This window comes from Kosakonia sp. 1610 (genome assembly GCF_050435845.1).
Classification (GTDB): Bacteria; Pseudomonadota; Gammaproteobacteria; order Enterobacterales; family Enterobacteriaceae; genus Kosakonia; species Kosakonia cowanii.
Genome location: NZ_JBNDKZ010000001.1, coordinates 514,557 through 539,473, shown reverse-complemented (window position 1 = coordinate 539,473; position 24,917 = coordinate 514,557). Strand labels below are relative to the sequence as shown.

Below are 24,917 nucleotides of genomic sequence, written 5' to 3'. Positions count from 1 at the left end.
CCTGTTACCACGTATGAATATCTTTGGCCGTATCCGTCATGTAGCGAACGCCACTGATGGTTGGCAGCAACTGGTTGATAAGACGGTTCCAACGCGATACCGGTGCGGTGGTGACATAAACAACGTCATAAGGCTGGAGGCGGAAGTTGGTGGCCATCACCAGCGACGTGGCATCCGACATATCAAGCTGGTAGATGTTGGCAATCTTGTTGCCGCGACCGCCCTCGCCGTTCTTGATCGGACGGATGACGAAGATACCGCTGGCGTTGGAGGAGGTCAGGTCGAGACCTTCTGCCTGGCCGAGCGCTTCGGTCAGCGTCATGCCGCTGAAGTCCATTTTGAGGGTGCTCTGTTTTTTCACTTCGCCCATCACGAACACTTTCAGATCGTCATTGCGCGGAACAAACAGAATGTCGCCCGGATAAAGCAGACGGTTCTGGCTGAGGTCGCCGTTTTGCATCAGCGCCTGCAGAGAGATGCGCTCCTCTTTGCCTTTGTGGGTCAGCACGACGTTGCGCCAGTCGGCAAGATCGGTCAGACCGCCCGCGGCGTTGATCGCGTCAAGCACGGTCAGCGGCACGTTGGTGATCGCCTGCTGGCCTGATTTATTAACCTGGCCAGAGACATAGGCTTTTTGCGAGCGGAACGCGGCGATATTAACGTCCACCTGCGGGTCGGCAATATAGGTCGCTAAGCGGCTGGTAATATCACTACGTATTTCGGCCAGGGTTTTACCCACCACGCGGACTTTGCCGATATAGGGGTAGAACATGGTGCCATCCGGCTGCACCCAGTTACCGGTATCGCTGGAGCTGCGATACTGACCGGCAGGGGTGGTCAATTCCGGGTGATCCCACACAGTGACGCTCAGGACGTCGCCTGGACCAACGCGGTATTCATAAGAGGAGATCTCTTGATCCAGCGACATGTTAGGTTGAGCAACGTTTACGCGTGGGCGTAACTGCTCAATCAGACGCGGGGTCAATGGATAAACGTTCACCATACTGTCTAAATCAAAGTCAGCATCCTGCTGTTTAATCACGTCCTTTCCCGATGTTGACATATTGCTACCCGGGAATACGGTGCAGCCACTCATTAAGCTTATGGACACCAATAATGGCATCAATTTCATTTTAGATTTCATCATTGATTAATTATCACTATGGCAGAGTAATTATCCTGTGCGATTTAAATAAGCGCTCAAGCAGTACACAGAATCAGAATGCAGTTAATTCACCAGGAATATAACTAGCATCAGTCCTAAAAAGCATTTATCCAACCCCATGACATTACAGAATAATCCGGCTGCAGTCATGCCAACAGGCATGCTACCGCCCCTGGCTTCCAGTTACCAATGCACTGATCATCGATATGTCGTTGATAGTCATCCTTTACATCCTCGTCAGGGCGCCAGCTGCGGCGCGCACTAAATACGGCGGGTATCCTTTTCCGCATCGAATAACAACGCGGAAATTAACATCGCAGGTATATTTGAAAGATGCCGATGGAATTGTTGCAGCTAAGCCTAAGGCAGGCAAGGCGGCATCTCCCGACAGAAGCTTTTTTAAGAATAATATTAACGTCGGGTTTTCAGGTTTTTAGGAATTAACTTATATTGACAACTTAGGGATGCAGTCCGCCCCATACGATAGTTCCTAAATTCGCACCTTAAACAGCAACAAATAAACATAATCACCGTGCGGGAATGTAATTAAATAACTCTTAAATATCTTATTAAATAAGATTAATCGCAGGCGGCATTGCATTCATGCGGAAAGTTACCCATGATCTCCTCATCACAACTCCCAACTTATATAAGGTTTTACGCTAACAATGGAGTGGATTGCTGATCCATCAATCTGGGCCGGGCTGATCACACTGGTGGTCATTGAGTTAGTGCTCGGTATCGATAACCTGGTCTTTATCGCCATCCTGGCGGAAAAACTTCCCCCTGCAGAGCGCGACCGCGCCCGCGTGACGGGTTTAATCCTTGCTATGCTGATGCGCCTGGTGCTACTGGCCTCCATTTCGTGGCTGGTGACGCTCACGCAACCGCTCTTCACCGTGCGCGGTTTAAGCTTTAGCGCCCGCGACCTCATCATGCTGTTCGGCGGCCTATTCCTGCTGTTTAAAGCCACGGTAGAGCTGAACGAGCGGCTTGAAGGGAAAGATAGTGACAACCCCAGCCAGCGGCGCGGTGCAAAATTCTGGGCGGTGGTCGCGCAAATCGTGGTGCTCGACGCGGTCTTCTCTCTCGACTCGGTGATCACCGCCGTCGGCATGGTCGATCATCTGGCGGTGATGATGGCCGCGGTCATTATCGCCATCTCGCTGATGCTGCTGGCGAGCAAAGCCCTCACCCGCTTCGTCAATAATCACCCGACAATTGTCATCCTCTGCCTCAGCTTCCTGCTGATGATTGGCTTTAGCCTGGTAGCGGAAGGCTTTGGCTTCCATATTCCGAAAGGCTATCTCTATGCGGCGATTGGCTTCTCGGTAATGATTGAGTCCCTCAATCAGCTGGCTATCTTTAACCGCCGCCGTTTCCTGTTTGCCAACCATACGCTGCGCCAGCGCACCACCGAAGCGGTGATGCGTCTGCTCAGCGGGCGTAAAGAGGACGCGGAGCTGGATGCGCAAACCGCCTCGATGCTGCGCGACAGCGACGATGCGCAGATTTTCAATCCGCAGGAGCGGCGGATGATTGAGCGCGTGCTGAACCTCAATCAGCGCACGGTGAGCAGCATCATGACCTCGCGTCACGATATCGAACATATCGATCTCAACGCGCCGGAAGCAGAGGTGCGTGCCCTGCTGGATAAAAACCAGCACACCCGCATAGTGGTGACCGGCGGCGAGCAGGAGGAGTCGCTGCTCGGCGTGGTGCATATTCTCGATCTGTTGCAGCAGTCCCTGCATGGCGAACCGCTGGATCTGCGCGTGCTGGTGCGCCAGCCGCTGGTCTTCCCTGAGGGGCTGCCGCTGTTGCAGGCGCTGGAACAGTTCCGCAATGCCCGTACCCACTTCGCTTTCGTGGTCGATGAGTTCGGCTCGGTCGAAGGGGTGGTGACATTAAGTGATGTGATGGAGACCATCGCCGGTAACCTGCCCAACGAGGTGGAGGAGATTGACGCCCGCCATGATATCCAGAAAAACAGCGACGGCAGCTGGACCGCTAACGGCCATATGCCGCTGGAAGATCTGGTGCAGTATGTGCCGCTACCGCTGGATGATAAACGCGATTACCACACCATCGCCGGGCTGCTGATGGAGCATCTGCAGCGTATTCCCGCTCCTGGCGAAGAGGTGACGATTGGCGATTTCCGCCTCAAAACCCTCGAGGTTGAGAGCCACCGGGTGCAGAAAGTGCAGCTTATCCCAACGGCAAGCGATATCTCCCCGGATTACGAAGTGTAAACCAGCCGGGGTTCGCCCCGGCTCAGCCCTCCCCTCTTTTCTCCCTCGCTTAATATGGATAGCCCAGGCCTTCGCTGGCAACGTAGTGCACGAAAATTCTTGTTTGCGCACGAATATGCGCGATATGATGCCTGAAAACGCACAAAGGAGCATCCATGCAAACAGAACAGGCACAAGCACGCATCATCACGGCGATCCCGCTGTCGCAGGATTGGGGAAAGCTGACGAAATACACTTTCGACTTTCGCCGCCGCAACGGGGAGTGGCAGCGCCAGAGCCGGGAGGTGTATGACCGCGGCAATGGCGCAACGATCCTGTTGTACAACCGCAGTAAACGTAGTGTGATCCTTACCCGGCAGTTTCGCTTACCGCTGTTCGTGAACGATCATGCCGGTTTTTTACTGGAAGCCGCCGCCGGGCTACTGGATGAGCTGGATGCGGAGACGCGCATAAAGCAGGAGGCTGAAGAGGAGACCGGCTACCGTCTTGAGCGGGTCGAAAAGGTATTCGAAGCCTGGATGAGCCCCGGCTCGGTCAGTGAGAAGCTGCACTTTTTTATCGCCGAATATTACGAGAGCCGCCGTACCGGCAACGGCGGCGGTCTAATCGAGGAAGGGGAAGATATTGAAGTAGTAGAGATGACCTTCACCGATGCGCTGGCCGCTATCCGCAGCGGAGAGATTGCCGATGGCAAAACCATTATGCTGCTCCAGCACCTGGCCTTAGAAGGCGTTCTTTAATACCCTCATAACGCCCGTAGGCCTGATAAGGCGCAGCCGCCATCAGGCATTTCACCCTGCACCATCGCCGTAGGCCTGATAAGGCGTAGCCGCCATCAGGCATGTCGCCCAGCACCATCGCCGTAGGCCTGATAAGGCGTAGCCGCCATCAGGCATTTTGCCCGATGGCGCTAGACTCACATCTTATCGAGCAGCTTTTTCACATCTTTGCTGCTCTGCTTATCCTTGTTGCGATCGGCCCAGTCGCTCAGGCGGCGTTTCGCCTCATCCTGCAGATGCTTACGCAGCAGCTGATCTACCTGCAGGGTGTAGTTGAGCGCCTGCCACGGCCCATAAACACGCAGCGGAATTGGCGTCGTTTTCAGGAAGTCGATAAGCTCGCTCTCCCCTTGCCAGCCGCCCAGCACCTGAATATTAAAGCGGGTATCCGCCTGCTCTTTCACCAGATCCATTTTGCCTTCACCGGTGAGGGCAATAAGCGGCGAGTTGCCCTGCATGTTACTCAGCGTCATCTGCCCCGCTTTCAGCGCCAGATCGCTGCTGAAGCTGTCGAGCCGCGTCGCCGTGTCATATTTTTCCTGCGTCTGCACATCGGTACTGCGCGCCACCGCCTGCTGCACCAGTTGCTGGAAGTTGAGCCCTTCCATGCGGCTATTTTTCAGCTCAACATGCGCCTCGCCCTGCCACAGACGGCGAAACTCTTCTGCATCAATACTCGGGCCGGAGAAATCGCCCGCCATTGAGAGGCTGCCGGTAAGCGCGATGGGATAATTAAAGGCTTTCAGAATGTCGCCAATCTCAACATTGTCGAGGCGCGGCTGGAACACCGCCCGCGATGCATCGCGGCGCACATCCAGTTGCCCCGGAAGAGAGATCTGCCCGGCGCCCATTTTGCCCTGCAGGGTCGGAATGGAGAGCAGGCCAGCGTCATTGTTGAACTGGCCGCTGACATCGGCAAACTGCATCCCGCGCCAGCGCACGGCTTTGGCGGTTATCCCCACCTGGGCGGTGAAATCACGCAGGCCATTAAAATGCGGCACATCGGCGCTGTTAGCGATCACCGGACGCGGCGGACGGCTTTGCGCCTGGCCCTGTTGATCCGGTGCGCTGCTATCCGCTGCGCTATTTTGCGGCGGCAACAGATTATCGAGATTGAGATTATCGAACTGCAAATCCAGCGCCCACACCGGCAAAGTGCCAAAGGTCACGCTGCCGTGTCCGGTCAGGACGCTATCATTGGCGCGCAGCTTCAGCGCGCTTAGCGCCAGGCGTTGCTGGTCGCCCTGCCACTGCGCCTGCAACTCGCCTTCACCTTCGATACCCTGCGATGGCACATCGCCGCCGCGCAACTGCCACTTGACGCTATCCACCACCGCAGAGAGGTTATGTGGATAGTCGCGCGCGTCGAGATTCGCGCGCAGCGCCAGGGTTAAATCACGTTGATTACGGTTGATGCGCCCGGAGAACTCCAGCGCCGCCTGGTGCTGCTCGTCCTGCTCCATCTGCAGCCGGATATCGCGCACCGTCATCTGCTCATCGTTCTCATGCTGTAACACCAGCACGCTGTCCGCTACCTGCAGACTGCCGATATCCCAGGACCAGCCGCGATCTTCTTCCGCCTGCGGCAGCGTGTTTTCACGTGGTGCGACAGGCGCGTCTTTATCCACTTTGGCCTGGGTTTCAGGCGTCAGCTGGATCACCGCGCCTTTTAACATCACCTGCTTAACATGCAACTGATGGGAGAGAAGAGGGATGAGATTGACGTCGAGACGCATATTGTCTGCTTTAACCACCGGCGTCTGCGCGCCCGGCGCGGTTAACGTCATGCGCCCTGAGAGAATGCTGAGCTGCGGCCAGACGTGCCAGCGCAAGGGGCCATCAAGCTGTAAGTGATAGCCGCTACGCGCTTCAACCTGACGCACCATATAAGCACGGAAATCGTTGGGGTTGACCAGCAACACCAACGCTGACAGGCCGGCAATCAGCACGACCAACAGAATCATCAGCGTGGTTAACACTCTTCTCATGGCGTCCTCTGCAGAGATAACTTGCTCAGTCTTTATCGATACGGCTGGCAACCGCGCCCTGCTGATCGCGATACTTCGCATCTTCGCGGCGGTTGTATGGGCGCTCGGCCGGGCCAGAGAGCGGCTCGAAGCTCAGCGCGCCGATCAGCATGCCGGGGCGCAGAGCCAGCGGCAGTTTTCCTGAATTATAGAACTCCAGCACGATGCAGCCAGACCAGCCGGGATCGATACGGTGCGCGGTAACGTGCACCATCAGCCCTAATCGCGCCAGCGACGAGCGGCCATCGAGCCAGCCAACCAGATCCGCAGGCAGGGTAACGGACTCATAGGTCACTGCCAGCGCCAGCTCGCCCGGATGGAGGAAAAAGGCTTCGCCATCGGCGAGGACAATCTCATCGCTCATCACCCGATCGAGGGCGGCGGTCACTTCCTGTTTCGGCCCGCTCAGATCGATAAATGCTGCGGTATGACCACTGAATGTGCGGAATTTGTTGCCCAGACGGACATCCACCGTCGCGCCATTAATTCGTTCTACCGGCGGACGCGGGTTAATTGCGAGTCGGCCCTCATTCATCCAGGCTTCGATATCGCGGTCACAAAGACGCATGGCACATTCTCCTTTGGTGCGACACGCCCCTGAAAAAGCCTCAGGGGACGGGTAGTTAACACTGAGTTTGACAGCCTAACATGTATTATTCAAAAAATTGGCTGATTTTGGCTTTCAGAATGTCGATGGCGATACGGTTCTTGCCGCCGCGCGGCACGATGATGTCGGCATACTGCTTGGAGGGTTCGATAAATTGCAGGAACATCGGACGCACAGTTTTCTGATATTGCGCCATCACCGAATCCATCGAGCGCCCACGCTCATTCACGTCACGTTTGATGCGGCGCATCAGGCAGATATCCAGCGGCGTATCGACAAAAATGGAGAAATTCATCTCATCGCGCAGGCGAGAGTCGGTCAGCAGCAGGATCCCTTCCAGAATGATGACTTTTTTGGCTTCGATACGAATGGTCTCTGCGGTGCGGGTATGCTCAACATAGCTGTAGACCGGTAACTCAATGGATTCGCCGCGTTTAAGCGACTGAAGATGCTGGAATAACAGACTGTGATCCATCGCGCTTGGATGGTCATAGTTGGTTTTAACACGCTCTTCCATCGACAGATGGCTTTGATCTTTGTAGTAGCTGTCTTCGGGAATAACGCCAATGTGTTCATCACCCACCTGCTCGCGTAACTCGCGGTAAAGCGTACTGGCAATAAGACTTTTACCTGAAGCAGATGCGCCGGCGATGCCGATGATGACGCACTGATGTGACTGATCAGTCATAAATTTAGGGACCTGATTAACCTGGATGTAAAGGAAGGAAGACGCCTTGGCGTCAAACGCGGCAATTATAGGGATTTCACCGCCGCGATACCAGTCGAAAGCGCGGCTCTGGGCGATAAGCAAAAATGGCGGCATTTTTCGCCAATCTGCGCGCTTTTTTCTCAGCAAGGTGGGTAAAAATGACGCACCGGGCGCGTTTTATGCATTCACTAAGTAATTAATAACCCTATGATGTCAATTTATGAGCGCACGCCATAGGAATTGTAAATTGTTTGTACTAGCATAATCCGAAATTCTCATTTCATTCGTCGGCCGCCGTGTCGGACGGCACAGGGTTGCGGATAAAGCGGTAATGAAAAAACAATACCAACACGTTTTGGTTACCACACCACATCCCGTGCTGCGGCTAATAAGTCTTGGACTGCTCTCTTTTATCTTCACGCTCTTCTCCCTTGAGCTGATTCGATTTGGCACCATCATTGCGCCACTCTGGTTCCCCACCGCGATCATGACCGTGGCCTTTTATCGCCATGCCGGCAAGATGTGGCCGGGCATCGCCCTCGCCTGCGCGCTGGGTAATGTCGCTGCCACCATTACGCTCTTTTCGCCGTCGTTTGTCGATTTGCGTTATACGCTGGTCAATATTGTTGAAGCCGTTGCAGGCGCGATCCTGCTGCGCAAACTGCTGCCTTCCTATAATCCGCTTAAAAATCTTGCCGACTGGATACGCCTTGTCATAGGCAGCGTGCTGATACCGCCGCTGATTGGCGGCGTGCTGATTTGCTTGCTGGTACCGACGGATAACCTGCTGCGTACCTTTATTATCTGGATGTTATCAGAAGCGATTGGTGCGCTGGCGCTGGTGCCGCTCGGTCTGCTCTTCAAACCCCACTATCTGCTGCGCCACCGTAACCCCAAAGTCCTGCTGGAAAGCCTGGTTACCCTGACCCTGACGCTGCTGCTGAGCTGGCTGGCGCTGCACTATCTGCCGTGGCCCTTTACCGCCGTGATTGTGCTGCTGATGTGGAGCGCGGTGCGTCTGCCGCGCATGGAAGCCTTCTTAATTTACCTTGCGACGGTGATGGTGGCGTCGCTGGTGCTCGCTATCGATCCTAACGTCGTGAACTCGCCGAAAAGCGGCGTGATGATAAATGCGCCGTGGCTGCCTTTTTTGATGATCCTTTTGCCGGTGCATGTCATGACTATGGTGATGTATGCCTTTCGCACCGAGCGCAAACACATCATCGAGAGCGAGGCGCGTTTTCGTAACGCCATGGAGTATTCGGCGATTGGCATGGCGCTGGTCGGTACCGACGGCCAGTGGTTACAGACTAACAAAGCCCTGTGCCAGTTTCTCGGCTACAGCCAGGAGGAGCTGCGTCTGATGACCTTCCAGCAGCTCACCTGGCCGGAAGATCTGGCCCGGGATATGGCCCAGTTGCAGCAGCTGTCGCGCGGCGAAATTGCCAGCTATTCGATGGAAAAACGTTACTACACGCGCAACGGCGATCTGGTGTGGGGGCTGCTGGCGGTCTCTGTAGTGCGTCACGCCAACGGCACTCCGCTCTACTTTATTGCCCAGGTTGAAGATATTAACGATCTCAAGCAGACCGAATGGGTCAACAAACGGCTGATGGAGCGCATTACCCTCGCTAATGAAGCGGGCGGCATCGGTATCTGGGAGTGGGAGCTGGAGCCGGACATCATCAGCTGGGATAAACGGATGTTCGAGATGTATGAAGTGCCTGCGCATCTCAAACCGACCTGGCAGCTGTGGTACGAAAGGATTGTGCCGGAAGACCGCCCGGAAACTGAGCGGGTGATCCGCGACGCGCTGGCGTCGCGCATCGCATTCAAGCTTGAGTTCCGCATTGCCGTGACAGACGGTATACGCCATATTCGCTCGCTGGCCAACCGCGTCCTCAATAAGCAGGGCGAGGTCGAACGGCTGCTCGGCGTCAGTATGGATATGACGGAGGTAAAACAGCTTAACGAAGCGCTTTACCAGGAGAAGGAGCGGCTGCACATCACCCTCGACTCCATCGGCGAAGCGGTGCTCTGTACCGATGTCGAGATGAAAGTCACCTTTATGAACCCGGTCGCCGAGAAGATGAGCGGCTGGTCGCAGGAGAGCGCCATGGGTCAGCCTCTGCTGAAAGTGCTGCACATCACTTTTGGCGATAGCGGCCCGGTACTGGAAAATATTCACAGCGGCGATATGTCACGCACGGATATTGAACAGGACGTGGTGCTGCACTGCCGCGCGGGCGGTAGCTTCGACATTCACTACACCATCACCCCGCTCAGCACCCTCGACGGGCAGAATATCGGCTCGGTGCTGGTTATCCAGGATGTGACGGAGTCGCGCAAAATGCTGCGCCAGCTGAGCTACAGCGCCTCGCACGATGCCCTCACCCACCTGGCGAACCGCGTCAGTTTCGAGGCGAACCTTAAACGCCTGCTGTCGACGGTGCAGGAGTACCATCAACGGCATGCGCTGGTGTTTATCGATCTCGACCGCTTTAAAGCGGTTAACGATAGCGCCGGGCATGCCGCTGGCGATACGCTGCTGCGCGAGATCTCAACGCTGATGCTCAGCCTGCTGCGCTCAACGGATATTCTTGCCCGCCTGGGCGGCGATGAGTTTGGCCTGCTGCTGCCGGAGTGTAATGTCGAAAGCGCGCGTTATATCGCCGGCCGTATGATTGAAGCGATCAATGATTATCGCTTTAGCTGGGAGGGGCGCGAGCACCGCATCGGTGCCAGCGCCGGGATAACGATTATCGATGAGTATAACCATCAGGCTTCCGAGGTGATGTCGCAGGCCGATATCGCCTGTTATGCCTCGAAGCACAGCGGTCGTGGTCGGGTGACGGTCTATGAACCGAAGCAGGGGCTGATGCAGCATGAGCGCTCGATGATGTCGCTGGAGGAGCAGTGGCGCATCATCAAAGAGAATCATCTGTTAATGATTGCGCGCGGCGTCGCCTCGCCGCGGGTGCCGGAAGCGTGCAACTTCTGGTTGCTCTCTTTGCGCTTGTGGACCAGCGAAGGGGAAGTGATGGAGGAGCACGCGTTTCGCGCCGGGCTCCACGAGCCGGAGCTGATTCGCGCCCTCGACCAGCGTGTCTTCCATGAGTTTTTCAATAAGCATGCCGCCGCCATCACCGCCAAAGGGCTGGGCGTCGCCCTGCCCCTCTCCGTGCACGGTCTGGCAAGCAGTAGCCTGGTGGATGAACTGTTATCTATGCTTGAGAGTGGCCCGATGCCGGGGCGTCTGCTGCATCTGGTGATCCCGGCAGATGCGCTGGTGCGCGAAGGCCATGCCCGGATTGAAAACCTCAGACGTCTGCGCCATGCGGGGTGTCGCATTATCCTCAGCCGTGTCGGGCACGATCTCGATGTTTTCGAGCGCATTACACCGCATATGGCTGATTATCTGCTGCTGGAGCCGGAGCTGGTCTCTAACGTGCACGGCAATTTGATGGATGAGATGATGGTGACCATTATTCAGGGGCATGCGCAGCGTCTTGGGCTGAAGAGCATTGCCGGGCCGACGCATCAGCCGATGATGATGGATACCCTCTCCGGGATTGGCATTGACCTGATTTATGGCGATACCATCTCCCAGGCGCACCCGCTCGATTTGATGCTCAATACCAGTTATTTCGCCATCAACTAACTGCCGGATGGCGGCTACGCCTTATCCGGCCTACGTCCCAGCCAGATACCGTATACCTACTCCCCGTAGGCCCGATAAGCGCAGCGCCATCGGGCATTAGCGCCGGACTACCAGTACCGCAACCATGCTTCCCGTAGGCCCGATAAGCGCAGCGCCATCGGGCATTGCATTACGGCTCGGGCGACCACGCCTGCGTAAACCAGATATGCAACAGCGCGTAAGAGCGAAACGGCTGCCAGCGCTCGGCATAACGGCGCGTTTGCGCGGGCGTCATCCCGGCGAAACGCTGCTTAATCGCATAATCATCCGCTAAGAAGATATCTTTCGCCTGCCAGCCGCGCAGCGCAAAGTAGTTCGCCGTCCAGCGTCCAATTCCCGGATAGTTCATTAGCGCTTTCACCCCCTGCTCCACATCATCTGGCCTCTGGAGTGGAAAGGTGCCGTCACAGGCAGCCTCGGCCAGGGTAATCAGTGCCTGGGCGCGCTTTAGCGGCATCCCGAGACTTTTCAGCACCTGTGCATCGGCGGCGGCAATCTGCTGTGCGGTGGGAAAGGTGATAAAGCCCGGTGCCTCGTCCATCACTTCGCCATAACGATGCGCGACTTTCGCCGTCAGCTTTGCCGCCATCGCCACGCTCACCAGTTGCCCAAGCACCGCGCGCACCGCCTGCTCAAAGGGGTCGATCGAGCCGGGCAGCCGCAGGCCAGGGCGCGCGGCGGCGAGATCGCCAAGCCGCGAATTGATACGCTCCGGCTCGCAGGAGAGATCAAATAACCTCTCCAGCCGCTGCAAACAGTGCTCCGCAACCGGTTCAAGCCCCTCACTTAAGGTGACCTTCAGCGTCGCGCTTGTCTCATCCGGCTCGGCGGTAATGATCCCGCGATGGCCGCCAAAGGCACAGGAGCGCACATAGCGCGACTCGCTCACCACCTCCACGCCCGCCACGGCGCGCGCGCCTAAGAAACTCAACATCCACGCCCAGTCATAGGGCGGCTGCCAGTGCAGTGTGTACATACCATCTCCCCGCTGATAATGCTAAAAGCATAACAACTCAGGGAATTTTCGCCTTGCTTTCATATTCCGGTTGTCGCCCTGCACGCATTCCGCTAAAGTCGCCCCCCTTCTTCACAGGCATGGGGATTGCACGGTGTTTATTGGTTTTGACTACGGTACGGCAAACTGCTCGGTAGCGGTGATGCGCGATAACGCGCCACAGCTGCTGACCATGGAAAATAACAGCACCTTGCTGCCATCGATGCTCTGCGCGCCGACGCGCGAAGCGGTGAGCGAGTGGCTCTATCGCCACCATCAGGTTCCGGCAACGGGGAGTGAAACCCAGGCGCTGCTGCGCCGGGCGGTGAGCTTCAACCGCGAAGAGGACATTGAGGTCAACGCCGCCAGCGTCCAGTTCGGTCTCGCCTCACTGCGCCAGTATGTGAGCGATCCGGAAGAGGTCTACTTCGTCAAATCACCGAAGTCGTTTCTTGGTGCCAGCGGCCTGAAACCGCAGCAGATCGCGCTGTTTGAGGATCTGGTCTGCGCCATGATGCTGCATATCCGCAAGCAGGCAGAGAGCCAGCTGCCGGAGGCGATTCGCCAGGCGGTGATTGGCCGACCGATCAACTTCCAGGGGCTCGGCGGCGATGAGGCTAACGCCCAGGCGCAGGGCATCCTTGAGCGCGCCGCAACGCGTGCAGGCTTCGAAGAGGTGGTGTTCCAGTTCGAACCGGTTGCCGCTGGCCTCGATTTTGAAGCGACATTAAATGAAGAGAAGCGCGTACTGGTGGTCGACATCGGCGGCGGTACCACCGACTGCTCGCTGATCCTGATGGGTCCGCAGTGGCGCGAGAAAGCGGATCGCAGCGCCAGCCTGCTCGGTCACAGCGGCTGCCGCGTTGGCGGGAACGATCTCGACATCGCGCTGGCGTTCAAAAACCTGATGCCGCTGCTCGGCATGGGCGGACAGACGGAAAAAGGTATCGCGCTGCCGATCCTGCCGTGGTGGAACGCGGTGGCGATCAACGATGTCCCTGCGCAGACGGAGTTCTACAGCACGGCAAACGGCCGCCTGTTAAACGACCTGCTGCGCGATGCGCGCGACGCCGAGAAGGTCGCTCTGCTGGTGAAAGTGTGGAAGCAGCGCCTCGGCTACCGGCTGGTGCGCAGCGCGGAAGAGAGCAAAATCGCCCTCTCCGACACGCAGCAGGTGACCGCCTCGCTGCCATTTATCAGCGACAGCCTCGCCACCGCTATCGATCAGCAGGGGCTGGAAAATGCCCTTAACCAGCCGTTACAGCGCATTATTGAGCAGGTGCAGCTGGCGCTGGCAACCAGTAATGAGACGCCGGATGTGATCTACTTAACCGGCGGTAGCGCCCGTTCACCGATTATCAAAAAAGCGCTGGCGGAAACGCTGCCCGGCATCACCATTGCCGGCGGCGATGACTTCGGCTCGGTGACCGCCGGGCTGGCCCGCTGGGCGCAGGTCGTCTTCCGTTGATTATCTGCCGGGTGGCTTCACCCGGCACGCTTTCTGCTACAAAATCTCCCTAACGCAAATTATCTGTCGTGACTACGTTTCCAGACAGTGTTTCATTTTTCCTCCATTATTCTGCGCTTCAGGGTGACTACACTACTATTACTTCGCCATTCGATTTAAAGAGATACCTATAACGATGAAAGGACGAGTCACTTTTCGCCGCACCGTTGTCGCGGCACTGGTCATCGCACTGGCAGGTGCGGCCTGGTACTATTTTGCGCACACCCCCTCAACCACCACGGCAAGCGGGCAAAACGCGCCTGCGGGCGGCGGACGTCACGGCATGCGCGGCGCGCTGCCACCGGTGCAGGCGGCCACCGCCACCAGCGAATCCGTTCCGCGCTATCTCTCCGGCCTCGGCACCATCACCGCGGCGAATACCGTTACCGTGCGCAGCCGCGTCTCGGGTCAGCTTAAGGCGATCCATTTCCAGGAGGGGCAACAGGTCAACGCTGGCGATCTGCTGGCGGAGATTGACCCCAGCGAATTCAACGTCGCGCTGGCGCAGGCGCAGGGCCAGCTGGCGAAAGATAAAGCAACCCTTGCCAACGCCCGCCGCGATCTTGCCCGCTATCAGCAACTGGCGAAAACCAGCCTCGTCTCTCGCCAGGATCTTGATGCCCAGCAGGCGCTGGTCAGCGAATCCGAAGGCACGGTGAAAGCGGATGAAGCCTCCGTCGCCAGCGCCCAGTTGCAGCTGGAGTGGAGCCGCATCACCGCGCCGGTTAGCGGACGCGTCGGCCTGAAACAGGTCGATGTTGGCAACCAGATTAGCAGCAGCGATACCACCGGTATTGTGGTGCTGACGCAGACCCACCCTATCGATCTCATCTTTACCCTGCCGGAGAGCGACATCGCGACTGTCGTGCAGGCGCAGAAAAATGCGCAGAAACTGGTAGTGGAAGCCTGGGATCGCACCAATAAGCAGAAGCTCAGCAGCGGCACGTTGTTGAGCCTGGATAACCAGATCGACGCCACCACCGGCACCATCAAGCTGAAAGCGCGTTTCGACAACCAGGACGACGCCCTCTTCCCGAATCAGTTTGTTAACGCCCGTATGCTGGTCGCCACCCAGCAGGATGCGGTGGTGATCCCCGCTGCGGCGCTGCAAATGGGCAATGAAGGCAACTTCGTCTGGGTGCTGAACGATAAGAACAAGGTCAGCAAACACACGGTAACGCCAGGCATCCAGGACAGCCAGAAAGTGGTGATTAGCGCCGGGTTATCGGCGGGCGATCGCGTCGTCACCGACGGTATCGACCGTCTGACAGAGGGCGCGCAGGTCGAAGTGGTTGACGCCAGCAACGCAGAAACCCTGCCCGCGAAGCGTGAACGTCCGGCGAAAGGAGCACAAGGCTGATGCAGCTGTTACCGCCGGGCCGGACGGGCGGCCCTTCGCGTCTCTTTATTCTGCGTCCGGTCGCCACCACGCTGTTGATGGTGGCGATCCTGCTGGCCGGGATCATCGGCTACCGCTTTCTGCCCGTTTCGGCGCTGCCGGAAGTGGATTATCCAACCATTCAGGTGGTGACGCTCTACCCTGGCGCCAGCCCGGATGTAGTGACTTCTGCCATTACTGCGCCGCTTGAGCGCCAGTTCGGCCAGATGTCGGGCTTAAAGCAGATGTCTTCGCAGAGCTCCGGCGGTGCCTCAGTGGTTACGCTGCAATTCCAGCTGAGCCTGCCGCTGGATGTCGCCGAACAAGAAGTGCAGGCGGCAATGAACGCCGCCAACAGCCTGCTGCCTTCGGACTTACCGAACCCGCCGGTCTACAACAAAGTGAACCCCGCCGACCCGCCGATCATGACGCTGGCGGTCACCTCTTCCGCCATGCCGATGACGCGGGTAGAGGATATGGTGGAAACGCGCGTGGCGCAGAAGATCTCCCAGGTCTCCGGCGTCGGGCTGGTAACGCTCTCCGGCGGCCAGCGTCCGGCGGTGCGCGTCAAACTTAACGCGCAGGCGATTGCCGGGCTGGGGTTAACCAGTGAAACCGTGCGCACCGCCATCAGTAACGCTAACGTCAATTCGGCGAAGGGTAGCCTTGATGGCCCGACCCGCGCCGTCACCCTCTCGGCCAATGACCAGATGCAGTCCGCCGAGGAGTACCGCAAGCTCATTATCGCTTACCAGAACGGCGCGCCGATCCGCCTTGGCGATATCGCCACCGTTGAACAGGGTGCAGAGAACAGCTGGCTCGGCGCGTGGGCGAATAAACAGCAGGCGATTGTGATGAATGTGCAGCGCCAGCCGGGCGCAAACATTATCGATACCGCCGATAACATTCGTGCCCTGCTGCCGCAGCTTACCGAGAGCCTGCCGAAATCTGTCAGCGTGAAAGTGCTCTCGGATCGCACCAACAATATCCGCGCCTCGGTAAGCGACACGCAGTTTGAGCTGATGCTGGCGATTGCGCTGGTGGTGATGATTATCTACCTCTTCCTGCGCAATATTCCGGCGACGATTATCCCCGCCGTTGCGGTGCCGCTGTCGCTGATTGGCACCTTTGCGGCGATGGTGTTTCTGGATTTCTCCATCAATAACCTGACGCTAATGGCGCTCACTATCGCCACCGGCTTTGTCGTCGATGATGCGATTGTGGTGATCGAAAACATCTCGCGCTATATCGAAAAGGGCGAAAAACCGCTGAATGCGGCGCTGAAAGGCGCAGGCGAGATCGGCTTTACCATCATCTCGCTCACCTTCTCGCTGATTGCGGTGCTGATCCCGCTGCTGTTTATGGGCGATATCGTTGGGCGGCTGTTCCGCGAGTTTGCCGTCACGCTGGCGATTGCCATTCTTATCTCCGCCGTGGTGTCGCTGACCTTAACGCCGATGATGTGCGCGCGCATGCTGAGCGCGGAATCCCTGCGCAAGCAGAACCGCTTCTCCCGCGCCTCGGAGCGCTTTTTTGAGCGGGTGATTGACGGTTACGGTCGTCTGTTGAGCCGGGTGCTTAACCACCCGTGGCTGACGCTTGGCGTCGCCCTCGGCACGCTGGTGCTGTCGGTGATGCTGTGGATCTTTATTCCGAAAGGCTTCTTCCCAATCCAGGACAACGGCATTATTCAGGGCACGCTGCAGGCACCGCAATCCGCCTCCTTTGCCAGCATGGCGGAGCGCCAGCGGCAGGTGGCGGATATTATCCTGCGCGATCCGGCCGTGGAGAGCCTCACCGCTTTCGTCGGCGTTGACGGCACCAACCCCTCCCTGAACAGCGCGCGGTTGCAGATCAACCTTAAACCACTTGATGAGCGCGACGATCGCGTCCAGCCGGTGATCGAGCGGTTGCAGCAGGCGGCGGGCAATGTGCCGGGTATGTCGCTCTACCTGCAACCGACGCAGGATCTGACCATTGATACGACCGTCAGCCGCACCCAGTACCAGTTCACCCTGCAGGCAAACTCCCTTGAGGCGCTCAGCACCTGGGTACCGCAGCTGGTGAGTAAATTGCAGGCGATGCCGCAGCTGGCGGATGTCAGCAGCGACTGGCAGGACAAAGGGCTGGTGGCCTATGTCAATGTGGATCGCGACAGCGCCAGCCGCCTCGGTATCAGCATGGCGGATGTCGATAACGCCCTCTACAACGCCTTTGGTCAGCGCCTGATCTCCACCATCTACACTCAGGCGAACCAGTACCGGGTAGTGCTGGAGCATGACACCTCGCAGACGCCGGGTCTGGCGGGGCTGGATAATATTCGCCTGACCAGCAGCGAAGGCGGCGTGGTACCGCTGTCGTCGATTGCCAAAATCGAGCAGCGCTATGCGCCGTTAAGCATCAACCATCTCGATCAGTTCCCGTCGACCACCATCTCCTTTAATGTCGCCGACGGCTACTCGCTCGGCGATGCGGTTGACGCGGTGCAGGAGAGCGAAAAAACCCTCCACTTCCCGACCGATATCCGCACCGAATTCCAGGGCAGCACGCTGGCGTTCCAGGCGGCGCTCGGCAGCACCATCTGGCTGATTGTTGCGGCGATAGCGGCGATGTATATCGTGCTCGGTGTGCTGTATGAGAGCTTTATCCACCCGATAACCATCCTCTCGACGCTGCCAACGGCGGGCGTCGGCGCGCTGCTGGCGCTGATGATCTCCGGCAGCGAGCTGGATGTGATCGCCATCATCGGCATCATCCTGCTGATCGGCATTGTGAAGAAGAACGCCATCATGATGATCGACTTCGCCCTCGCCGCCGAGCGCGAAGCGGGCATGTCGCCGCGCGATGCCATCTTCCAGGCCTGCCTGCTGCGTTTTCGCCCGATCCTGATGACCACACTGGCGGCGCTGCTCGGCGCGCTGCCGCTGATGCTTAGCACCGGCGTTGGCGCAGAGCTGCGTCGCCCACTGGGGATCGGCATGGTCGGCGGCCTGCTGGTGAGCCAGGTGCTGACGCTGTTTACCACGCCGGTGATCTATCTGCTCTTCGACCGCCTGGCGCTGGCGGCGAAAAAGCGTTTTCCGCAGCGTGAAGAGGAGGCGTAAGTGAAGTTTTTCGCCCTCTTCATTTACCGCCCGGTGGCGACGATCCTGATTTCGCTCGCCATTACCCTGTGCGGCATTCTCGGCTTCCGGCTGCTGCCGGTCGCCCCGCTGCCGCAGGTCGATTTTCCGGTGATCATGGTCAGCGCCTCGCTGCCCGGTGCTTCGCCGGAGACCATGGCCTCGTCGGTCGCCACACCGCTTGAGCGCTCGCTGGGGCGCATTGCCGGAGTGAGCGAGATGACCTCCTCCAGCTCCCTTGGCAGCACGCGCATTATTCTTGAGTTCAATTTCGACCGCGATATCAACGGCGCGGCGCGCGATGTGCAGGCGGCAATCAACGCCGCGCAGAGCCTGCTGCCGAGCGGCATGCCGAGCCGCCCGACCTACCGCAAAGCGAACCCCTCCGCTGCGCCAATCATGATCCTGACCCTCACCTCGGATACCTACTCCCAGGGTGAGCTGTATGACTTTGCCTCAACGCAGCTGGCACAAACCCTGTCGCAAATCGACGGTGTCGGCGATGTCGATGTCGGCGGCAGCTCCCTGCCCGCCGTGCGGGTCGATCTCAATCCGCAGGCGCTGTTTAACCAGGGCGTCTCTCTTGATGCGGTGCGCACGGCCATCAGCAACGCCAACGTGCGCAAACCGCAGGGCGCGCTGGAGGATGGCTCGCACCGCTGGCAGGTGCAGACCAATGATGAGTTAAAAACTGCGGCGGAGTACCAGCCGCTGATTATTCACCACAAAAATGGTGCCGCGGTACGCTTAAGCGATGTCGCCACGGTCACCGACTCGGTGCAGGATGTGCGCAACGCCGGGATGACCAACGCCAAACCGGCGATTTTGCTGATGGTCCGCAAACTGCCGGAAGCCAATATTATCCAGACGGTGGACAGCATTCGCGCCCGCCTGCCGGAGCTGCAAAAGACCATTCCCGCCGCCATTGACCTGCAAATCGCTCAGGATCGCTCACCGACCATCCGCGCCTCGCTGGAGGAGGTGGAGCAGACGCTGGTGATCTCCGTCGCGCTGGTGATCCTGGTGGTGTTCCTCTTCCTGCGTTCAGGTCGGGCGACCTTTATCCCGGCGGTGGCCGTGCCGGTGTCGCTGGTTGGCACCTTTGCCGCCATGTATCTGTGCGGCTTTAGCCTCAACAACCTGTCGCTGATGGCGCTGACCATCGCCACTGGCTTTGTGGTCGATGATGCGATTGTGGTGCTGGAGAATATCTCCCGCCATCTCGAAGCGGGGATGAAGCCGTTGCAGGCGGCGCTGCAAGGGACGCGGGAAGTGGGCTTTACGGTGCTTTCGATGAGCCTGTCGCTGGTGGCGGTGTTCCTGCCGCTGCTGCTGATGGCCGGGCTGCCGGGGCGGTTGCTGCGCGAGTTTGCCGTTACGCTGTCGGTGGCGATTGGCATTTCGCTGCTGATCTCACTCACCCTGACGCCAATGATGTGCGGCTGGTTGCTCAAAGCCCATAAGCCGCATAGCCGCACGCGCGAGAGAGGCGTTGGCCGCCTGCTGACCCGCATCCAGCAGCAGTATGCCCGCTCGCTGAAATGGGTGCTTAACCACGCCCGGCTGGTTGGCGTGGTGCTGCTTGGCACTATCGCGCTCAATATCTGGCTCTATATCTCGATTCCGAAAACTTTCTTCCCGGAGCAGGATACCGGCGTGCTGATGGGCGGTATTCAGGCGGATCAGAGCATCTCCTTCCAGGCGATGCGCGGCAAGTTGCAGGACTTTATGCAGATCATCCGCGAGGATCCGGCGGTGGATAATGTTACCGGCTTTACCGGCGGCTCGCGGGTTAACAGCGGGATGATGTTTATTACTCTCAAATCGCGCGACCAGCGCCACGCCACCGCGCAGGAGGTGATTGACCGCCTGCGCAGTAAGCTGGCAAAAGAGCCGGGCGCGAGCCTCTTTTTGATGGCGGTGCAGGATATTCGCGTTGGCGGCCGCCAGGCCAATGCCAGCTACCAGTTTGCACTGCTGTCAGATTCCTTAAGCGACCTGCGCGAGTGGGAGCCGAAGATCCGCAAAGCGTTTGCGGCGCTGCCGGAGCTGGCGGATGTCAACTCGGATCAGCAGGATAACGGCGCGGAGATGAACCTGGTCTACGACCGGGAAACCATGACCCGCCTTGGCATCAGCGTGCAGGCGGCGAACAGCCTGCTGAATAACGCCTTTGGCCAGCGGCAGATCTCCACCATTTACCAGCCGCTTAACCAGTACAAAGTGGTGATGGAGGTCGACCCGCGCTACACCCAGGATGTCAGCGCGCTGGATAAGATGTACATCATCAACGATGCGGGCGCGTCGATTCCCCTCTCCTACTTTGCCCACTGGCAACCGGCCAATGCGCCGCTGTCGGTCAACCACCAGGGGTTGTCGGCGGCCTCAACTATTGCCTTTAACCTGCCAGCGGGCATCTCGCTCTCGCAGGCCAGCGAGGCGATTGACCGCACCATGACGCAGCTTGGCGTGCCGAACAGCGTGCGCGGCAGTTTTGCCGGTACCGCGCAGGTGTTCCAGGAGACGATGAACTCGCAGGTGATCCTGATCCTTGCCGCCATCGCCACGGTCTATATCGTACTTGGCATTCTCTATGAGAGCTATGTTCACCCGCTGACCATTCTGTCGACCCTGCCGTCGGCGGGCGTTGGCGCACTGCTGGCGCTGGAGCTGTTTGGCGCGCCGTTTAGCCTGATTGCGCTGATTGGTATTATGCTGCTTATCGGGATTGTGAAGAAAAACGCCATTATGATGGTCGACTTCGCCCTTGAAGCGCAGCGCAAGGGGCAACTGAGCGCCGAAGAGGCGATTTTCCAGGCCTGCCTGCTGCGTTTTCGCCCGATTATGATGACCACCCTGGCGGCGCTATTTGGTGCCCTGCCGCTGGTGATCTCCAGCGGAGATGGCTCAGAGTTGCGCCAGCCGCTCGGTATCACCATTGTCGGCGGGCTGGTGATGAGCCAGCTGCTGACGCTCTATACCACGCCGGTGGTCTACCTCTTCTTTGATCGTCTGCGCGCGCGGTTTAGTCGCAAAGTGAGAGAGCCCGTAAGTGAATGAATGAGTTACCGAAACAGATCCGCTGGCAGTTATGGATAGTCGCCTTTGGCTTCTTTATGCAGTCGCTGGATACCACCATTGTTAACACCGCCCTCCCCTCGATGGCCGCAAGCCTCGGCGAGAGCCCGCTGCATATGCATATGGTGGTGGTCTCCTATGTGCTGACCGTTGCGGTGATGCTGCCTGCCAGCGGCTGGCTGGCTGACCGCGTTGGCGTGCGCAATATCTTCTGCGTGGCGATTGTACTCTTTACCGCCGGGTCGCTATTTTGTGCGCTGGCCGCCACGCTCGATCAGCTGATCCTGGCGCGCGTGCTGCAGGGCTTTGGTGGCGCGATGATGGTGCCGGTCGGGCGCTTAACGGTGATGAAGATCGTGCCGCGCACCCACTATATGGCGGCGATGACCTTTGTGACGCTGCCAGGCCAGGTCGGCCCACTGCTTGGCCCGGCGCTCGGCGGCATTCTGGTGGAGTACGCCTCCTGGCACTGGATCTTCCTGATTAACCTGCCGGTGGGCATTATTGGCGCGATTGCCACCCTGAGCCTGATGCCGAACTACACCCTGCAAACCCGCCGCTTCGATTTCTCCGGTTTCGTGCTGCTGGCGGGCGGCATGGCGACGCTGACGCTGGCACTCGACGGCAGCCGCGGCCTTGGCCTGACGCTCTGGCAACTGGGCGGTCTGGTGGCGGTTGGGGCAGCGGCGATCCTCTTCTATCTGCTGCACGCAAGGGGCAATGACCGGGCGCTGTTTAATTTGCGCCTGTTCCGTACCCGCAGCTTCTCGCTGGGGCTGGCGGGGAGCTTCGCCGGGCGTATCGGCAGCGGCATGTTGCCCTTTATGACCCCGGTCTTTTTGCAGATCGGCCTCGGCTTTTCGCCGTTTCATGCCGGGCTGATGATGATCCCGATGGTGCTCGGCAGCATGGGGATGAAGCGGATCGTTGTGCAGGTGGTTAACCGCTTTGGCTATCGCCGCGTGCTGGTCGCCTCAACCATTGGCCTCGCGCTGGTGAGCCTGCTGTTTATGGCGACGGCGCTACTTGGCTGGTATTACCTGCTGCCGGTGGTGCTCTTCTGCCAGGGGATGATTAACTCGATGCGCTTCTCGTCGATGAACACCCTGACGCTGAAGGATCTGCCCGATGAGCTGGCAAGCGGCGGCAACAGTATGCTGTCGATGATTATGCAGCTCTCGATGAGTATTGGCGTCAGCGTCGCCGGTCTGCTGCTCGGCCTCTTCGGTCAGCAGCATCTCTCGGCGGACAGCGGCGTGGCGCACGAGGTCTTTCTTTATACTTATCTGACGATGGCGGTGATTATTGCACTGCCGGCGGCCCTTTTTGCCCGCGTGCCCGATGACGCCAGCCAAAATGCGGTGATTGCCCGTCGCAACAGGAGAACATCATGAGGTTCTGGCGGCCGGGGATCACGGCCAAACTCTTTCTCGCCATTCTCACCACCTGCATTCTGCTGCTGTTCGCTACCCACTGGGCGGTGCGCATTAGCTTCGAGCATGATTTTATGAACTACATCAAGCGCGGCAACGACCTGCGCTTGCAGATGCTGACGGATACCCTCGCCGAGCAGTATACCCAGCACGGCGACTGGCAATTTCTGCGCCACAATGACCGGATGATTTTCCAGATCCTGCGATCCTTTGACCGGGAGAATGAGCATGATGACGGGCGTCCCGGCCCCGGCGGCCCCGATCGTGAGCGTGGCCCAGGTCCGCAAGAGGACGCAGGCCCGCCGGATCGCCCGGATATGCCGCCTCACGGCTGGCGCACCCGCTTCTGGGTGCTGGATCAGCAAAAACGGGTGCTGGTCGGCCCGCACTCGCCGGTGCCGGTTGATGGTACGCAGCGCCAGATAAAAGTGAATAATGCCACCGTCGGCTGGGTGATCGCCTCGCCGGTGAAAAAGCTGACGCGCAATACCGATATCAACTTTGATCGCCAGCAGCGGCGCACCAGTTGGGTGATTGTCGGCCTCGCCACGCTGCTGGCCGCTATTGCCACCTTCCCGCTGGCGCGCGGGCTGCTGGCCCCGGTTAAACGGCTGGTGGACGGCACGCATAAACTTGCCTCGGGCGACTTTTCTACCCGCGTGAAACCGGGCAGCCAGGATGAGATTGGCCGGCTGGCGCAGGACTTTAACCAGCTCGCCAGCACCCTTGAGAAGAACCAGCAGATGCGCCGCGACTTTATGGCCGATATCTCCCATGAGCTGCGCACGCCGCTGGCGGTGCTTCGTGGCGAACTGGAGGCGATTCAGGATGGCGTGCGCCAGTTCACCCCCGAGTCGGTCACGTCGTTGCAGGCCGAGGTCGCCACGCTGACCAAGCTGGTGGACGATCTGCATCAGCTCTCGATGTCCGATGAGGGCGCGCTGGCCTATCAGAAAAAATCGGTGGATGCCGTCTCGCTGGTGGAGATTGCCGCTGGTGCGTTTCGTGAACGCTTCGCCAGCCGCAATTTGACGCTGTCGCTGGAGTTGCCGGAGAGCGCGACGGTGTTTGGCGATCCGCATCGCTTAATGCAGCTATTTAATAATCTGCTGGAGAACAGCCTGCGCTATACCGACAGCGGCGGGCGAACGCTTATCCAGCTTATCCCGCGCGATAACACCCTGCTGCTGCGCTTTGCCGACAGCGGCCCCGGGGTGAGTGACGAGCAGTTGCAGCGCCTGTTTGAGCGCTTCTACCGCACGGAAGGCTCGCGCAACCGCGCCAGCGGTGGCTCCGGGCTGGGGCTGGCAATCTGTCTGAATATTGTGGAGGCGCACGGTGGCGCTATCCATGCCGCGCACTCGCCATTTGGCGGGGTTAGCATTACAGTTGAACTTCCGCTTGAACGCGAAAAATCGAGAGATGTATGACAGAGTTACCTATTGATGAAAACACGCCGCGCATCCTGATCGTTGAAGATGAACCGAAGCTCGGACAACTGCTGATCGACTATCTGCGCGCGGCAAGTTACGCGCCGTCGCTGATTAGCCATGGCGATCAGGTGCTCAGTTACGTGCGCCAGACCCCGCCGGATCTGATCCTGCTCGACCTGATGCTGCCGGGCGTCGATGGCTTAACGCTGTGTCGCGAAATCCGCCGCTTCTGCAATGTGCCGATTGTGATGGTGACCGCCAAGATCGAAGAGATCGACCGCCTGCTGGGGCTGGAGATCGGTGCCGATGACTACATCTGCAAACCCTACAGCCCGCGTGAAGTGGTGGCGCGGGTGAAGACCATTCTGCGCCGCTGCAAACCGCAGCGCGAATTGCAGCAGCTTGATGCCGAAAGCCCATTGATTGTCGATGAAGGCCGATTCCAGGCGAGCTGGCACAGCAAGCTGCTCGATTTGACGCCCGCCGAGTTCCGCCTGCTGAAAACCCTCTCCAGCGAACCGGGTAAAGTTTTCTCGCGCGAACAATTACTCAATCATCTGTATGATGACTACCGCGTGGTGACCGACCGCACTATCGATAGTCATATCAAAAACCTGCGTCGCAAACTGGAAGCGCTGGACGAGGAGCAATCCTTTATTCGCGCGGTCTACGGCGTGGGCTATCGCTGGGAGGCGGACGCCTGCAAACTGGCGTAACTCTTTTTATAAGGAAG

The 24,917-nt window shown here is 58.6% G+C and carries 15 protein-coding genes; 10 read left to right on the top strand and 5 right to left on the bottom strand.

All coding sequences use genetic code 11. The annotated features are described in order from the left end of the window. Positions 1-4 precede the first annotated feature (4 nt). On the bottom strand, positions 5-1,147 hold the full coding sequence (locus ABIC80_RS02440) for a polysaccharide export protein (RefSeq protein WP_023479113.1): 1,143 nt from the start codon (positions 1,145-1,147) through the stop codon (positions 5-7). A gap of 686 nt (positions 1,148-1,833) precedes the next feature. On the opposite strand from ABIC80_RS02440, the gene ABIC80_RS02435 reads away from it, so the two are divergent. Together ABIC80_RS02435 and ABIC80_RS02430 are read left to right on the top strand one after the other, a co-directional pair. Continuing rightward, entirely contained in the window at positions 1,834-3,417 is a 1,584-nt protein-coding gene (locus ABIC80_RS02435; RefSeq protein WP_042712831.1) for a TerC family protein, read from the top strand. Positions 3,418-3,572: 155 nt separating this feature from the next. Further along, a complete protein-coding gene (locus tag ABIC80_RS02430; RefSeq protein ID WP_429175303.1) occupies positions 3,573-4,157 on the top strand; it encodes an NUDIX domain-containing protein in 585 nt (194 codons plus the stop codon). A 176-nt stretch (positions 4,158-4,333) separates the two neighbouring features. Here the strand turns inward: ABIC80_RS02430 and asmA are convergent, their stop codons facing one another. From asmA to udk, 3 genes are all read right to left on the bottom strand, one after another. After that, entirely contained in the window at positions 4,334-6,184 is a 1,851-nt protein-coding gene (gene asmA / locus ABIC80_RS02425; RefSeq protein WP_429175301.1) for an outer membrane assembly protein AsmA, read from the bottom strand. 25 nt (positions 6,185-6,209) lie between these two features. Further along, the gene (gene dcd, locus ABIC80_RS02420; protein WP_023479188.1) at positions 6,210-6,791 is read right to left on the bottom strand and encodes a dCTP deaminase; all 582 of its coding nucleotides are present in this window, start codon (positions 6,789-6,791) and stop codon (positions 6,210-6,212) included. 85 nt (positions 6,792-6,876) lie between these two features. Next, complete coding sequence (gene udk / locus ABIC80_RS02415) at positions 6,877-7,518, bottom strand: uridine kinase (RefSeq protein ID WP_023479149.1); 642 nt, start codon at positions 7,516-7,518, stop codon at positions 6,877-6,879. A gap of 352 nt (positions 7,519-7,870) precedes the next feature. On the opposite strand from udk, the gene ABIC80_RS02410 reads away from it, so the two are divergent. Then, positions 7,871-11,200, top strand: coding sequence for a diguanylate cyclase (locus ABIC80_RS02410; protein WP_429175299.1), 3,330 nt, complete (start codon positions 7,871-7,873; stop codon positions 11,198-11,200). A gap of 169 nt (positions 11,201-11,369) precedes the next feature. On the opposite strand, the gene alkA is transcribed toward ABIC80_RS02410, so the two are convergent. After that, a complete protein-coding gene (gene alkA / locus ABIC80_RS02405; protein ID WP_305208097.1) occupies positions 11,370-12,215 on the bottom strand; it encodes a DNA-3-methyladenine glycosylase 2 in 846 nt (281 codons plus the stop codon). 133 nt (positions 12,216-12,348) lie between these two features. Between alkA and yegD the strand changes: the two genes are divergently transcribed. The 7 genes from yegD to baeR all read left to right on the top strand — a co-directional run bounded on the left by yegD (position 12,349) and on the right by baeR (position 24,900). Beyond that, a complete protein-coding gene (yegD, locus tag ABIC80_RS02400) occupies positions 12,349-13,701 on the top strand; it encodes a molecular chaperone (protein WP_094420971.1) in 1,353 nt (450 codons plus the stop codon). A 175-nt stretch (positions 13,702-13,876) separates the two neighbouring features. Next, positions 13,877-15,100 (top strand): MdtA/MuxA family multidrug efflux RND transporter periplasmic adaptor subunit, encoded by a 1,224-nt coding sequence (locus ABIC80_RS02395; protein ID WP_200133826.1) that lies wholly within the window; start codon positions 13,877-13,879, stop codon positions 15,098-15,100. Further along, on the top strand, positions 15,100-18,222 hold the full coding sequence (locus ABIC80_RS02390) for an MdtB/MuxB family multidrug efflux RND transporter permease subunit (RefSeq protein WP_429175296.1): 3,123 nt from the start codon (positions 15,100-15,102) through the stop codon (positions 18,220-18,222). Before ABIC80_RS02395 ends, ABIC80_RS02390 begins: the two co-directional genes overlap by 1 nt. After that, positions 18,223-21,300, top strand: a complete 3,078-nt coding sequence (mdtC, locus tag ABIC80_RS02385; protein ID WP_429175294.1) for a multidrug efflux RND transporter permease subunit MdtC — start codon at positions 18,223-18,225, stop codon at positions 21,298-21,300. Beyond that, entirely contained in the window at positions 21,297-22,712 is a 1,416-nt protein-coding gene (locus ABIC80_RS02380) for an MFS transporter (protein ID WP_023479162.1), read from the top strand. Before mdtC ends, ABIC80_RS02380 begins: the two co-directional genes overlap by 4 nt. Next, positions 22,709-24,181 (top strand): two-component system sensor histidine kinase BaeS, encoded by a 1,473-nt coding sequence (baeS, locus tag ABIC80_RS02375; protein ID WP_094420980.1) that lies wholly within the window; start codon positions 22,709-22,711, stop codon positions 24,179-24,181. The genes ABIC80_RS02380 and baeS overlap by 4 nt, the downstream gene beginning before the upstream one ends. Further along, entirely contained in the window at positions 24,178-24,900 is a 723-nt protein-coding gene (gene baeR, locus ABIC80_RS02370) for a two-component system response regulator BaeR (RefSeq protein WP_023479172.1), read from the top strand. Before baeS ends, baeR begins: the two co-directional genes overlap by 4 nt. Positions 24,901-24,917 lie beyond the last annotated feature (17 nt).